Consider the following 13,540-nt stretch of genomic DNA (forward strand, 5'->3'; position numbering starts at 1 on the left):
CAGGGGGCACCGATATGGCACAGCCGAACCTCGCCGACCGGGCGGGCGAGCCGATCGCCTGGCTGACGACAGTCACGCCGAAGGGGCGGCCGGCACCGCGGCCCGTGTGGTTCGTCCTCGACGGCGACGACATCGTGGTGTTCAGCGAGCCCGGCACCGCGAAGCTCCGGCACATCGAGGCGAACCCCGACGTGAGCTTCCACCTCAACAGCGACGAGCACGGCGGCTCGATCCTCGTCGTCAACGGGAAAGCGCACGTCGAGGCGGGCAAGGCCTCGGAGGCGCCCGGGTACCTCGGCAAGTACGGCTCGCACTACGCGGCGATCGGCTTGACCGCGGACGGGTTCGACGCCAAGTACTCCGTCCGCATCCGCGTGGTGCCCGAGCGCTCCTGGGGGTTCTGACTAGAAGCCGACGTCCAGGCAGGCGAGCCGGGCACCCGCCGTGCCCGCGTGACCGGGATCGGTGTGCGTGGGCGTTTCGTGGAGGACCACGGACTTCGCCCGCCGGGCGCCGAACGTCCAGTCCACTGTGGATCGGCCGAAGCCGGTGCCGAGCCGGTCGGTGGTGAAGTCGAGCCAGATCTCGTTGCGGGGGTTCGCGTAGGCGGGGTCGACCGACGGCTGCACCGGGTCCGGCGCGTGCTGGAAGTGCGGCCCGGCGGCGTCGCCGGTGGTGCCGCACGGCCGGGCGTGCGCGTGGGCGCCGTAGGCCCGTCCCGGCCGCAGGCCGCTGACGACGAGCGTGGTGCTCGTGCCGGTGGCCGCGGCCGAGAGGCTGACCACGTGCGCCCGGGCGCCGGCCGGGACGAGGTCGGGGCGGTACGTCACCGCGGGTGCGCCGGGGGCACCCGCGGTGAACGTGCCGTGCGCGGTCGCGAACCGCACCGGTGCCGACGACGCGGCGGCGGCGCCGGGAGCGAGCACGGCGACGGCGGCCGCAGCGGCGAAAGCGGGAAGAAGACGCATCTGCCCTCTTTAGCCAGTCGGCCGGGGAGCCGCCATGATCATCACCCGGAAGCGTGATCGAACTGGTGGAAAAGTTACGGATTTCCCAGCCGGTGGGCGCTCCCGTGTCCGGTTATTGTGCATTCGTGCCCGAACACACCGGCGAAACCCGCAACGAGCAGCTCACCCGCAACGTCGGCGAACTGCTGCAAGAGCTGCGTGTCGCGCAGGCCGGGGTGCAGATCCTCTTCGGCTTCCTGCTGTCGGTCGTGTTCACCGAGCGGTTCCACGACGCCAGCGGGTTCGAGAAGTCGCTGCACCTGTCCGCGGTGGCGCTCGCGGTGGCGGCGACGGCGCTGCTGACGGCGCCCGCGGCGTGGCACCGGCTGCTGTTCCGCACGGGCAGCCGGGAACGGATCCTGACCGCCGGCAACCGGCTCGTACTGGTCGGCCTGGTCTGCCTGGCCCTGGCGATCACGTCGACGGTCGCGCTGATCGCCAAGGTGGTCTACGGCGAGATCGCGATGTTCGTCATGCTCGCGCTGTGCCTGCTGATCTTCGGGATCCTCTGGTTCGTCATGCCGATGCGGTTGCACCCGGCCAACGGCACTCAGCCGGCGGACCCGCCCGAGTAGAGCGTGTCCTCCTGGACGAAGCAGAGCGGGTTGCCGAAGGGGTCGTCGGCGTAGAAGGAGCGTTCGCCCCAGAACTGCGTCTCGATGGCGTCGTCGGCCCAGCGCGGTCCGGCGGCGCGCACCCGCTCGAACGTCTCCTCGACGTCCTCGACCGCGAGGTAGACGATCCGCGGGTCCCGCTGCGGGCGCGGCTCGCGGTGCTCGCGCGGGGCCTCGACGCAGGCCAGCACCACGCCGCCGCAGGTGAAGTAGTGCCGGTTGACCGCGATCCGCTCGCCGGGGTCGCCGAAGACGGCGCCGTAGAACGCGACGGCGACCTCGATGTCGTCGACGGGCTGGATCAACCGGAACACCCGCGGGCCGCTCATGGGCGCAGAGTACCGCTGTTCATTTCCCGTTCGGCAGCAGTTGCCGGGGTGGTCGGACGCCGCCCGTAGCTTCCCGCCCGTGACTGACACTTCTCGCCGGACCTTCCTCCTCGGCGCCCCGGCCGTCGCCGCCGCGGCGACCCTGCCGAACGTCCTCGGCGCACCGGCCGCCGGAGCCACCGGCCGGCACCGCCCCGACCCGGAAGACCCGCGCTTCACGCTTGTGGTCATGCCGGACACGCAGTACCTGTTCGACGAGGACCGCGGCGACGCGGCCCCGCTGGACGCCTCGCTGCGGTACGTCCTCGACGAAGCCGACGACAACGTTGTCTTCCTCGCTCACCTCGGCGATCTCACCCAGAACGGGCGGGCGGACGAGTTCGCCCGCATCAGCCGGTCCTTCCAGGCCCTCGACCGCCGCCGGTTCCCGTACAGCACCCTCGCGGGCAACCACGACATCGACGGCTCGAAGGACGACCAGCGCGGCCCCTCGCCGTACCTCGACGCGTTCGGCCCGCAGCGCCAGCGCAACTCCCCGACGTTCCGCGGCGCGACGAAGGACGGCTACAACAGCTACCACGTCTTCCGCGGCGGCGGCCGCGAGTGGCTGCTGCTCGCCCTCGACTGGCGGCCCTCGGCCGGTGGCCTGAACTGGGCGAAGCAGGTCCTCGCGCAGCACCCGACGCTGCCGGCGATCCTCACGATCCACGAGCTGGTCTGGGCCGACGACAACGCCCAGGCGCAGTTCTCGACGTTCGGCGAGCACGTCTGGCAGGAGCTGGTGCAGGGCAACGACCAGATCTTCCTCACGCTCAACGGCCACTACTGGCCGACCGGGCGCACCGTCCGGAAGAACGCCGCCGGGCACGACGTGCACGTCCACATCGCCAACTACCAAGACCGCTACTACGGCGGCGGCGCGATGGTCCGGCTCTACCGGTTCGACCTCGCGCGGGGCGTGATCGACGTCCGGACGTTCTCGCCGTGGCTCGCCGCCCAGGACCACCTGAGCGAGCTGCAGCGGGTCGAGGTCGAGCGCAGCGGCACGGCCGACTACTTCAGCCTGGAGATCGACTTCGCCGAGCGCTTCCGGGGCTTCGCGCCGGTCCCGGTGCCGCCCGGACGGCCGGCGAAGCAGCTGGTCATCCCCGGAACCGTCGCGTACTGGCGGTTCGAAGGCGGCCAGGACGGCAAGGCGGTGCCGGACGACGTCGTCGTGCGGGACCAGACCGGCCGCGGCAACGACCTCAGGCGCGTCACCGCGCCCGGGAGCGGGCCGGACGCGCTGAAGTACTCGAGCGAGTTCTCGCCGCGGCAGCCGTCGCGGGCGAGCCTGCGGTTCGCCGGCGGCCGGGACCCGAGCCGCGGTGCGTACCTGCGCACGGTCGACGCGGCGCCGATGAACCGGCTGAAGTTCGAGCGCGGCTACACCGTCGAGGCGTTCTTCCGGCTGCCCGCGGACTTCAAGGACGGCCACCACGGCTGGTGCGGCCTCTTCGCCCGGCAGGGCAGCGGCGCGGCCGCCGGCAAGACCGGCGACGACCCGCAGGAGTCGGCGGCCACACTGTCCCTTTCGGACGGTGGGGAGCTGCAGTGGGCGGTGTACCCGCTGAACCAGAACCGGACCTCGACGAACTGGGGGCACGAGCTGCCGGTCGAAAAGTGGTGGCACGTGGCCGTGGTCAACGACGGCAGGCGCACGACCCTGTACGTCGACGGCTGCCCGGTCGTCCGGAACCCGGCCACGCCCGCCGTCGGGCTCGCCGACCCGGGCGGTTCGTGGCTGGTCGGTGCCTCGTCCTACGGCGGGAAGGTCGACCGCAGTTTCGCGGGGCTGCTGGGTGACGTGCGGGTGGTCGACCGGCCGTTGAGCGTGCGCGAATTCATGCTGGGCTGAGCGGCCCTTGACAGCGGGTGGACAATAAAAAATCGGCGTGCTCTCCGAAACAACGGAGTACGCGCCGAACCTGATAAGAGTCTAACCGCTGTGAGGGGAACTTGTCAAACCAGGGGTACGACGAGGAATTGCGGGAAGAACGGGCCTACGTCGCCGCGCTGTACGAGCGGCTCGATCGCGAGCGCGCGGCGGCGCAGGCCCGCTACCACGGCGCACTCGGGCAAACCGGGGTGACGCCGGGGGAACGGGAGACCGACGTCCGCTGCCGGTCGCGGGAGGCGGCTCGGCTGGACGTCGCCGACAACGGGCTTTGTTTCGGCCGGTTGGACGCCCTTTCGGGCGAACGGAGCTACATCGGCCGGGTCGGGCTCTTCGACGCGGAAAACGACTACGAGCCGTTCCTGCTCGATTGGCGGGCGCCGGCGGCGCGGCCGTTCTACGTCGCCACCGCGGCGACACCGGAAAACACGCGCCGCCGTCGCCAATTCCACACGATGGGCCGCCGGGTCCTCGATTTCACCGACGAAGTGCTGGGCCGGCCGGGAGCCGCCGAACGCGGGGACGCGGCCCTGCTCGCGGCCGTCAACGCGCCCCGCGGCCAGGGCATGCGGGACATCGTCGCGACGATCCAGGCCGAGCAGGACGAGATCATCCGCCTCGGCCACCCGGGCGTGCTGGTGGTCGAGGGTGGCCCCGGCACCGGCAAGACGGCCGTCGCCCTGCACCGGGTGGCGTACCTGCTCTACACCCGCCGCGAACGGATGTCGCGCAGCGGCGTGCTGGTGGTCGGGCCGAGCCCGCTGTTCCTCGACCACATCGGCCGCGTGCTGCCGTCGCTCGGCGAGTCGGACGTCGTTCCCCTGACCACCGGCGACCTCGTCCCCGGCCTGCGCGTCACCGCCGAAGACCGGCCGGAGGTGGCGCGGCTCAAGGGTTCGCTGGAGATCCTCGACGTGCTGGAGGCCGCGGTCGCCGACCGCCAGGAGGTGCCCGGAGAACCGGTGCCGGTCGATCTGGGTGACGTCGTCGTGGAGCTCGACGCGGGTCTCGTGGCCGAGGCCCGGCGCGAAGCGCGCCGGTCCGGGCTCCCGCACAACGAAGCCCGCGCGATCTTCCGCGAGCACGCCGCGGCGCTCGTCGCCGAGCGGGCCGTGACGAAGATCGGCGAAGGCTGGCTGGACCGGGAGGACCGCGGGCTGTGGGCCGACCTGCGCACCGACGTCCTCGACGGGCTCGTGGAGCACGAAGCGCTCGATGCTGCACTCGACGCGCTGTGGCCGTACCTGACGCCGGAGACGCTGCTGGCGACGCTGTACGCGTCGCCACGCCGGCTCGAGGCCGCCGGAGCCGATCCGGCGTTGTTCCGCGCCGACGGCCGGGCTTGGACCGTGCCGGACGTGCCGTTGCTCGACGAGCTGGCCGACCTGCTCGGCCGGGACGACACCGCCGAACGCGCCGCCGCGCGCGGGCGGGCCGAAGCGGAGGCCGAGTACGCCTCCGGCGTCATGGAGCTCATGAAGCTGGACCGCGAGGAGCTGGACGAGGACGTCCAGCTGGTCGCCGAGAACCTGCTCGACGCCGGCGACCTGGCCGAGCGGTTCACCGAGCGCGACCCGCGCGACCTCGCCGAACGGGCGGCCGCGGACCGCGACTGGACGTACGGGCACGTCGTCGTCGACGAGGCCCAGGAACTGTCCGAAATGGACTGGCGGGTGCTGATGCGGCGGTGCCCCAGCCGCTCGTTCACGATCGTCGGCGACCTCGCGCAGCGCCGCTCGGCCGCCGGGGCGAGTGCGTGGGGCCCGATGCTCGAGCCGTACGTCGGCGACCGCTGGGTCCACCGCGAGCTGACCGTGAACTACCGGACCCCGGCGGAGATCATGACCGTCGCGAACGCGCTGCTGGCGGAGTTCGCGCCCGGCGCGCGCACCCCGGAATCGGTGCGCGCGTGCGGGGTCCGGCCGTGGTCCAGACGAGTGGCGGACGACGAGCTGCCCGGCGCCGTCGAAGACTTCGTCCGCGACGAGGCCGGCCGCGAGGGCACCAGCGTCGTGATCGGTCCGCCGGGGGTGCCGGGAACGATCCCGGCCTCGGCCACCAAGGGCCTGGAGTTCGACGCCGTCCTCGTCGTCGAACCGGAGCGGATCCTGGCCGCGGGCCCGCGCGGCGCGGCCGAGCTCTACGTCGCGCTCACGCGCGCCACGCAGCGCCTCGGGGTGCTGCACCGGGATCCGCTCCCGGCGGCGCTGACCGGCCTCGCCGAGGCCGGGGTGCCCGCGAGGTCCGGGCACCGGAGGTTCCAGTAGCGAACGGGGGGTGGCGGGCGGCGGCGCCCGTCATCCCCGGTCGCTACGCCGTGAGCCGGCCCCAGGAGTAATTCTGCTTGGCCAGCTTCAGGTACACGAACAACTCCGTCCCGGACACACCCGGGATCTTCCGTATCTCTTCGCCGAGCACGTCGAGCATGTGGTCGTCGTCGCGGCAGACCAGCTCGGCCAGCAGGTCGTAGCGCCCGGCGCACAGCACGACGTAGTGCACGTTCGTCAGCTCGGACAGCTTGTCCGCCACCTCACGCGGATCGACGCCGTCGACGTTGATGCCGACCATGGCCTGGCGCGTCAGATCCACGTTGGCGGGATCGGTCACCGCGACGATCTGCATCAGGTCGTCGCGCAGCAGCCGCTGCACGCGCTGGCGGACCGCTCCCTCCGAAAGCCCGACCGCCTTGGCGAGTGCGGTGAACGAGGCCCGCCCGTCCTGCTGCAGCAGAGCGATCAGTGATCTGTCCGTATTGTCCAGCGCGCGCGCACGTGTTTCGTCACCCATGCCGTCCCTCCCTGTGTTTCGGCATGTGATTTGTCAAGTGCGCAGCGTATCGAGACCTGCCGAGAAAGCGAGCCCTCCGGGGCAGCTTCGCGCGATTCGACGTGCACGCCGCGCTCAGCCGAGGAATCGGTGGTCAGCGGCGGAATCCACGAGGCTTTCCGAGGCGGTTTTGTGCGCCCGCGCACAGCAGGCCGCACTTACCGCCCGGCTCCAGGTACCGTCTGGCGGCTTTCCCGTACCGGCAACCCCAGGAGGACCAACGCATGTCGGAGGCCGTGGCGCTCGGCGCCGCCCCCGCCGTTCCCGCAAAGGGACTGCGCGGCGGTGCGCTGGGCATGGTGTCGTCGATGGTCATCGGGATGTCCTCGACCGCGCCCGCCTATTCCATCGCGGCCACGCTCGGGCTGATCGTGCTGGCGGGCACCGGGTTCAAGGCGGCCGCGTTCGTGCTGCTCTCGTTCGTGCCGGTGCTGTTCGTCGCCGTCGCCTTCCGCGAGCTGAACACCGCGGAACCCGACTGTGGCACCAACTTCACGTGGGCGGCGCGCGCGTTCGGCCCGCACGCCGGGTGGTTCACCGGCTGGGTCGTCACGGTCGCCCAGCTGCTGGTGATGAGCAGCCAGTCCGCGCTCACCGGCCGGTACACGCTGCTGCTGTTCGGCGCGCCCGAAGCGGCGGGCAACCGGTGGGTGACGACGGCGATCGGCGCCGCCTGGCTGCTGGCGCTGTGCTGGCTCTGCTACCGCGGGATCGAGGTGTCCGCGCGGGCGCAGTGGATCCTGCTCGGGGTGGAACTCGCCGTCCTGGTGCTCTTCTCGGCCGTCGCGCTGGTCCGCGTCTTCGACGGCACGGCCGGTCCGCAGGCGTCGGTGCCCCGGCTCGACTGGCTGTGGCCGGGCGGGGTCTCCGCCGGCACCGCGGTTTCGGCGGTGCTGCTGGCCGTGTTCATCTACTGGGGCTGGGAAAGCTCGCTGTCGGTCAACGAAGAGTCCGCCGACCCGCGCCGCGCGCCGGGGCGGGCGGCGGTGCTTTCGACGGTGCTGCTGGTGCTGAACTACCTGCTCGTGACGGTCGCCGCGCTGGCTTTCGCCGGGGTCGGCGCCGAGGGGATCGGCCTGGCGAACGAGGCCAATTCCGAGGACGTGCTGGCGGGCTTGGGCGGCGCGGTGTTCGGCGACGGTACGACGGGCAAGGTGCTGGGCGTGCTGCTGATCGTCTCCGTGCTCACCAGCGGCGCGGCCACCAGCCAGGCGACGATCATGCCGGCGGCGCGCACGACGTTGTCGATGGCCAGCCACGGTGCGCTGCCGCCGGTCTTCGGGCGCGTGCACCCCCGGTTCCGGACGCCTTCGGTGGCCACCTGGGCGTTCGGCTTGGTCTCGCTCGCGGTGTACGTGCTCCTGGCGCTGGTCAGCGGGAACGTGCTGGCGGACTCGGTCGACGCGGTCGGGCTGACCATCGCCATCGAGTACACGATGACGGCGCTGGCCTGCGTCTGGGTGTTCCGCCGGACGCTCTTCGCGAGCGTGCGCAACTTCGTGCTGCGCGGGCTGTTGCCCTTCACCGGCGGCGTGTTCTTCCTGACGGTGCTGGTGTTCGCGCTGATCGAGTACGCCCGGCCGGACGCGGGCGAGACGACGGTGTTCGGCATCGGCGGCGTCGCGGTGATCGGCGTGGTGTCGATCGTGCTCGGGGTGCCGCTGATGTTCGCGGTCCACCGGGCCTGCCGCGACTTCTTCGCCGGCCGCCGCCTGCCGCGGGGGTTCGTCCCCCGCGACGGCGACAGCATCGTCGAGGCTTAGCCCAGATCGCGGCGGCTGAGGTCCTCCTCGGTCTCCCGGCGCACCAGCAGCGTCGCGACGCCGTCCCGCACCCCGACCAGCGGCGGCCGGCCGACCTGGTTGTAGTTCGACGCCAGCGAGTGGTGGTACGCGCCGGTGCAGGGCACGGCCAGCAGATCGCCGGCGTGGAGGTCCGCGGGCAGGCTGATGTCCTCGGCGAGGACGTCACCGGCTTCGCAGTGCCTGCCGACCACGGTCATCGGGACGCGCTTTTCCTTCGACCGCCGCCCCACCAGGCGCGTTGTGTACCGGGCGCCGTACAGGGCAGGCCGGGCGTTGTCGCTCATGCCGCCGTCGACCGCGACGAAGGTGCGGCTCCCGCGCTTGACCGCGCACACGCGGTACACCGTGATCCCGGCCGGCCCGACGATCGCCCGGCCGGGCTCGATCGTCAGGCGGGGCAGGGGGAAGCCGTGCGCCGCGCATTCGTAGGCGAGCGCCACGCGCAGGCGGCGCGAATAGCCGCCGAGGTCGAACGCGGGCTCGCCGCCGACGTACGGCACCGCGTGCCCGCCGCCGAGGTCGAGCTCCCGCAGCGGCACGCCGTGGGTGTCGCGGATCCGCACCAGCACCTCGGCCATCCGCCGCGCGGCCGCCTCATACCGGTCGATCCTGGTCACCTGCGAGCCGATGTGGCAGTGCAGTCCCCGGAGCCGCAGCCCGGGTTGTTTTTGCACCGCTTCGACGGCGGCATCGACGTTGTCGGGAACACCGTCGAGGAGCGAGAAGCCGAACTTCTGGCCTTCGGTGCCGGTGCTGATGGCCGCGTGCGCCCCGGCCGCGACCCCGGGTGTCACCCGGATCATCACCTGCTGAGCGCCGTGGGCGAGCGCGCCGAGCTGCTCGATCTCGTCGAGCGAGTCGACCACGATCCGCCGGACGCCGTAGCCGAGCGCGGCCTTCAGGTCCTCGGGCGTCTTTGCGTTGCCGTGCAGCAGCATGCGCTCCGCGGGAAAGCCGACCGAGCGCGCGACGGCGATCTCGCCGGCGGAGCAGGTGTCGAGCGACAACCCCGCTTCGGCGACCCAGCGCAGCACCGCGCGGGTGCACAACGCCTTGCTCGCGTACGCGACTTCGACGTCCGGGAGCGCTTCGCGGTACTCGCGGGCGGTGTCGCGGACCTGCTGTTCGTCGATGAGGTACGACGGCGTCCCGAAGCGGGCGGCGAGGTGACTGACCGGCGCGCCGGCGAAGAGCAGTTCGCCGTCTTCGCCGAGTCGGGTGCTTCGCGGCCAGACTCCTGGCTCGAGGTGATCGGCGGCTTCGCAGCCGAGGCTGGGAAGAAGCTCGCTGAGCGTCACGGGTGCCTCCGGGCATCACGGCGGATCGGACTCCGCCAGCACACCCCCGCGGGCGGGGCCGAAGATCACCCGTGAATGCCGTGTTGACGGATTCGCCGCGCTCGCTGACGCGTTGTTAACGCGTGAGTAACTTGGGTCACGCCCCGGTTGACCTGCGAAGAGGTGATTTCCGGAGCCGGGCGTCGTCACGCGGGGCATGGTTGCTGATCCTGCGCTGCTGGGGTTGGCCGGCAGGCGCCGGAGTCCGGCGGGGTGGGCCCTGCTGGGCGCGCGGGGAGGCTGGGGGCCGGCCTGCCAGAGCGCGGGCAGGTGGGTCCGGATGCCGGCGCGCGGGAGGCGGTCAGGCCTCCCGCCCCCAGCGCGTTCGTGCGTCGGCCGCGGCTGCTCGGCCTCAGCGGGTCTTGGCGGGCACCTTGCCGCACACGCAGCCGCGGTCGGTTCCGTGGCCCGCTGCCGTTGCTGCGCAATAGCGGCGGGCGATTGCGTCGTGCGTGCCCAGCGGGTGGGGACAGCTCGGGCACTGCGTGCCGTTGCGGGGCTCCGCCGGTGCCTCGGGCTCCGGGGCCGTCACGGGGTCACCGTCGCTGCCCGCAGGGGCGCGCCCACCGCGTGGAGGTGCTGCAGCACGTACCCGTACGAGCGGGCCCAGCCGCACTGGGCGTAGGAAATCTCGTGCCGGGCGCAGAAGTCACGGACGATCACCTGCGCGTGCTTGAGGTTCGGCCGGGCCATGCTCGGGAACAGGTGGTGCTCGATCTGGTAGTTCAGCCCGCCGAGGGCGAAGTCGGTCACCCGGCCGCCGCGGATGTTGCGCGACGTCAGTACCTGCTTGCGCAGGAAGTCGAGCTTGTGGCCGGCCGTCAGCATCTCCATGCCCTTGTGGTTGGGGGCGAACGAACAGCCCATGTACAGCCCCCACAGGAACTGGTGCACCAGGATGAAGATGATCCCGGTCAGCGGCGACAGCACGACGAACACCGCGGCGAGGTAGGCCACCAGGTGCGCGATCAGCAGCGCGGATTCCAGCTTGTGCTTGCGGACGTTCCCGGCCCACACCGCCTTCACGCTCGAGACGTGCAGGTTGAGGCCTTCGAGCAGGAGCAACGGGAAGAACAGGAACGCCTGGTACTTCGCCACCCAGCGCAGGAAACCGCGCTTCTGCGAGCTCTGCGCCTTGCTGAACGCGAGCGCGGCCATGTCGACGTCCGGGTCTTCGTCTTCGTGGTTGGGGTTGGCGTGGTGGCGCGCGTGCGTGCCGATCCACCAGCCGTAGCTCAAACCGGTGAGTCCACCGTGGACCAGTCCGGTGACGTCGTTCGCCCGGCGGGTGCGGAAGATCTGCTTGTGCCCGGCGTCGTGGCCGATGAACGCCAGCTGCCCGAAAACCATCGCGAAGAACGCGGCGAGCAACAGCTGCCACCACGAGTCGCCGAGGTAAGCGAAGGCGACCCAGCCGCCGCCGAACGCGGCGAGGTTGAGCCCGATCCGCACGGCGTAGTAGCGGCGCCGCCGCCGCAGGAGGCCCGCGTCCTTGATGAGCCGGGACAGCTCGGCGAAGTCACTGCCGTGCGAGGTGTCCGGAGCTTGAAGCGAAGTCATGTCCGCCGTTCTGGTCAGCTGAAATGCTTGTCCAACAACGGCTTCCGGCCACGATGGGCCGGTCCGATCCGGGATAAGGGCGCTGGCGCCTGGCCGTGGGGTCGCCCCGCGGCATGCCCTCAGCCTCCCACCCCGCGCCCTCCGTGGCAATTCCCCGTGGATCACCGATGAGGTGTACAGTCGGCCACATCGGGATGACGGTGACATACCACACACCCGAGGCCGTCCGGCCGGTTCGCTTGGCCGGAGACAGGAGCCGCACCCCGGATTGGTGAACCCGTTCGTCTTGCAGCCGTGCCGGCCGTTCGACCGGCGAGCAGCCGCCCGCAGTTGCGCAAGCGACGCCCGGGGCGCCCGATCAGGTTGCTACAGCGAGGTTCGCGTCCGGGAGGCCCCTGTCAGCGGGTGGCTCGTCGACGAGCCGGGGTTCGGCACTGCCGCCGCCCCCCGACCCGCCGACGAGCCGCCATTCACGAGAGCCCCCACGAGGAAAGCAGCCCGAAGAGCTGCTCCCGCTCCGCTCCGGTCAGCAGCCGGCTCGGCGGCCGGACGTCGGGGCGGCAGAGGCCGAGCTGGCCGAGCGCGTCCTTGACCACGCTGACGTTGTTGGCGTTCCCGTTGGCGGCCCGCAGTTCCTCGAACGGCCGGATCCGCTCCCAGACGGTCATCGCCGCCGGATAGTCCCCTGTGGACAGTGCGCGGAACATCTCCAGCGAGATCGCCGGGTCGACGTTCACCAGGCCCGAGGTGAAACCGGTGGCGCCGACGGCGAAGTAGCCGGGCGCCGAGAGCTCCGCCAGCCCCGCGATCCACACGAACCGGTCGAAGCCCGCGTCCCGGGCGACCGAGCCGAACCGCACCGGGTCCGGGACCGCGTACTTCACGCCGATGACGTTCGGCGCCGCCTCCCCGAGCGCCCGCAGCTGCTCACCGGCGATCGCCGGGTTGCGGACGTAGAGCACAACACCCAGTTCCGGCACCGCGGCGGCGATCGCCGCGTGGTAATCGACCCAGCCGTCACCGGAGATGTACGGGTGCACCGGCTGGTGGATCATGACCATGTCGGCGCCGGCCTCCCGCGCGTGCACCGCGGCCCGCGTCGCCGACGCGACGTCGTGCCCGATCCCGGCGAGCACGCTCGCCCGGCCCGCCGCGGCCTCGACGGTGACCTCCAGGCACTGCCGGGCTTCGGCCGCGTCGAGCGCGTAGAACTCGCCGGTGTTCCCGTTCGGCGTCACGACCTCGATGCCGCCGGTGATCAGCCGGTCCACCAGCTTCGCGTACGTCTGGCCGTCGACGGCGCCCTCGGCGTCGAACGGCGTGACCGGGATGGCCACCACCCCGGACAGCCGCCGCCTCTGCTCCTCGAACGTCATCGGGCCCCCTTCGGATCGCCGGTCTCGGTGGTGCGTTCGCCGGGCAGCCCGCGGGCGACCCGGTCGATGAAATCGGTGATGTGCTTGCGCAGCAGGTGTTCGGCCTGCCGGGCGTTGCCGCTCTCGGCGGCGTTCAGGATCGCCCGGTGTTCGGCCGCTTCGCCGGGCCAGGTCGGGCTGATGCCCCAGCCGGTGACGGTGATCAGTGCGGCCTGGTCGCGCAACCCGTCCAGGACCTCCACCAGCAGCGGGTTCCCGCACCCGGCGTAGAGCGCGCGGTGGAACAGCCGGTTGGCCAGGCTGGCCTTCGCGCGGTCGCCGGCCGCCGGGCCGGTCTCGACCCCGGCCAGCACCTGCCGCGCCTCCCCGAAGTCCGCGCCGCGCTCGACCGCCCGCCGGACGGCTTCGGGCTCGAGAAGCGCGCGCAGGTCGTACACCGCGTACGCGCTCTCGGCGTCCATGACCCGGACCGCCGCCCCCTTGTACGTGCTCATCGTGACCAAACCGGAACCGGCCAGGATCCGCAGGGCCTCGCGCACCGGCGTCTTCGACACCCCGAGCAGGGCGCCGACCTCGGCTTCGACGAGCGTTTCGCCCGGCCCGAACTCCCCGTTCAAGATCGCTTCCTTGATCGCGTCGCGGACAAAATCCGTCCGTGAGACGGGCGGCGGCGGCCTCCGGGCCGAAGAAGTGCTCGCCACTGGCATGTCCGATCTGATATACGATGCGACATACAACATTATCACGGAC

The 13,540-nt window shown here is 71.6% G+C and carries 13 protein-coding genes; 5 read left to right on the forward strand and 8 right to left on the reverse strand.

Features of this window, described 5'->3' with window-relative positions:
- Window positions 1-14: 14 nt before the first annotated feature.
- Window positions 15-404: a TIGR03667 family PPOX class F420-dependent oxidoreductase gene (locus Q5425_RS23070; RefSeq protein WP_308674352.1), complete on the forward strand. Its 390-nt coding sequence runs from the start codon at window positions 15-17 to the stop codon at window positions 402-404.
- On the opposite strand, the gene Q5425_RS23075 is transcribed toward Q5425_RS23070, so the two are convergent.
- Complete coding sequence (locus Q5425_RS23075; protein WP_308674353.1) at window positions 405-968, reverse strand: superoxide dismutase; 564 nt, start codon at window positions 966-968, stop codon at window positions 405-407.
- 125 nt (window positions 969-1,093) lie between these two features.
- On the opposite strand from Q5425_RS23075, the gene Q5425_RS23080 reads away from it, so the two are divergent.
- Window positions 1,094-1,582, forward strand: a complete 489-nt coding sequence (locus Q5425_RS23080; RefSeq protein WP_308674354.1) for a DUF6328 family protein — start codon at window positions 1,094-1,096, stop codon at window positions 1,580-1,582.
- On the opposite strand, the gene Q5425_RS23085 is transcribed toward Q5425_RS23080, so the two are convergent.
- A complete protein-coding gene (locus Q5425_RS23085) occupies window positions 1,558-1,950 on the reverse strand; it encodes a VOC family protein (protein ID WP_308674355.1) in 393 nt (130 codons plus the stop codon). The genes Q5425_RS23080 and Q5425_RS23085 overlap by 25 nt on opposite strands.
- Window positions 1,951-2,029: 79 nt before the next feature.
- Between Q5425_RS23085 and Q5425_RS23090 the strand changes: the two genes are divergently transcribed.
- On the forward strand, window positions 2,030-3,847 hold the full coding sequence (locus Q5425_RS23090) for a LamG-like jellyroll fold domain-containing protein (protein ID WP_308674356.1): 1,818 nt from the start codon (window positions 2,030-2,032) through the stop codon (window positions 3,845-3,847).
- 101 nt (window positions 3,848-3,948) lie between these two features.
- Window positions 3,949-6,153, forward strand: coding sequence for an RNA polymerase recycling motor ATPase HelR (helR, locus tag Q5425_RS23095; protein ID WP_308674357.1), 2,205 nt, complete (start codon window positions 3,949-3,951; stop codon window positions 6,151-6,153).
- A 43-nt stretch (window positions 6,154-6,196) separates the two neighbouring features.
- On the opposite strand, the gene Q5425_RS23100 is transcribed toward helR, so the two are convergent.
- Window positions 6,197-6,673: an Lrp/AsnC family transcriptional regulator gene (locus tag Q5425_RS23100; RefSeq protein WP_091319192.1), complete on the reverse strand. Its 477-nt coding sequence runs from the start codon at window positions 6,671-6,673 to the stop codon at window positions 6,197-6,199.
- Between the two features lie 263 nt (window positions 6,674-6,936).
- Between Q5425_RS23100 and Q5425_RS23105 the strand changes: the two genes are divergently transcribed.
- Complete coding sequence (locus Q5425_RS23105) at window positions 6,937-8,475, forward strand: APC family permease (protein ID WP_308674358.1); 1,539 nt, start codon at window positions 6,937-6,939, stop codon at window positions 8,473-8,475.
- On the opposite strand, the gene lysA is transcribed toward Q5425_RS23105, so the two are convergent.
- The 5 genes from lysA to Q5425_RS23130 form a co-directional block, all read right to left on the reverse strand.
- Window positions 8,472-9,815, reverse strand: coding sequence for a diaminopimelate decarboxylase (gene lysA / locus Q5425_RS23110; protein WP_308674359.1), 1,344 nt, complete (start codon window positions 9,813-9,815; stop codon window positions 8,472-8,474). The two genes, Q5425_RS23105 and lysA, sit on opposite strands and share 4 nt — an antisense overlap.
- Window positions 9,816-10,206: 391 nt before the next feature.
- Complete coding sequence (locus Q5425_RS23115; RefSeq protein WP_308674360.1) at window positions 10,207-10,386, reverse strand: RGCVC family protein; 180 nt, start codon at window positions 10,384-10,386, stop codon at window positions 10,207-10,209.
- On the reverse strand, window positions 10,383-11,414 hold the full coding sequence (locus Q5425_RS23120; protein ID WP_308674361.1) for an acyl-CoA desaturase: 1,032 nt from the start codon (window positions 11,412-11,414) through the stop codon (window positions 10,383-10,385). The genes Q5425_RS23115 and Q5425_RS23120 overlap by 4 nt, the downstream gene beginning before the upstream one ends.
- A gap of 470 nt (window positions 11,415-11,884) precedes the next feature.
- Window positions 11,885-12,790 (reverse strand): dihydrodipicolinate synthase family protein, encoded by a 906-nt coding sequence (locus Q5425_RS23125; protein ID WP_308674362.1) that lies wholly within the window; start codon window positions 12,788-12,790, stop codon window positions 11,885-11,887.
- Window positions 12,787-13,491 (reverse strand): GntR family transcriptional regulator, encoded by a 705-nt coding sequence (locus tag Q5425_RS23130; RefSeq protein ID WP_308674417.1) that lies wholly within the window; start codon window positions 13,489-13,491, stop codon window positions 12,787-12,789. The genes Q5425_RS23125 and Q5425_RS23130 overlap by 4 nt, the downstream gene beginning before the upstream one ends.
- Between the last annotated feature and the right edge of the window lie 49 nt (window positions 13,492-13,540).

Source organism: Amycolatopsis sp. A133 (assembly GCF_031082405.1).
Lineage (GTDB): Bacteria > Actinomycetota > Actinomycetes > Mycobacteriales > Pseudonocardiaceae > Amycolatopsis.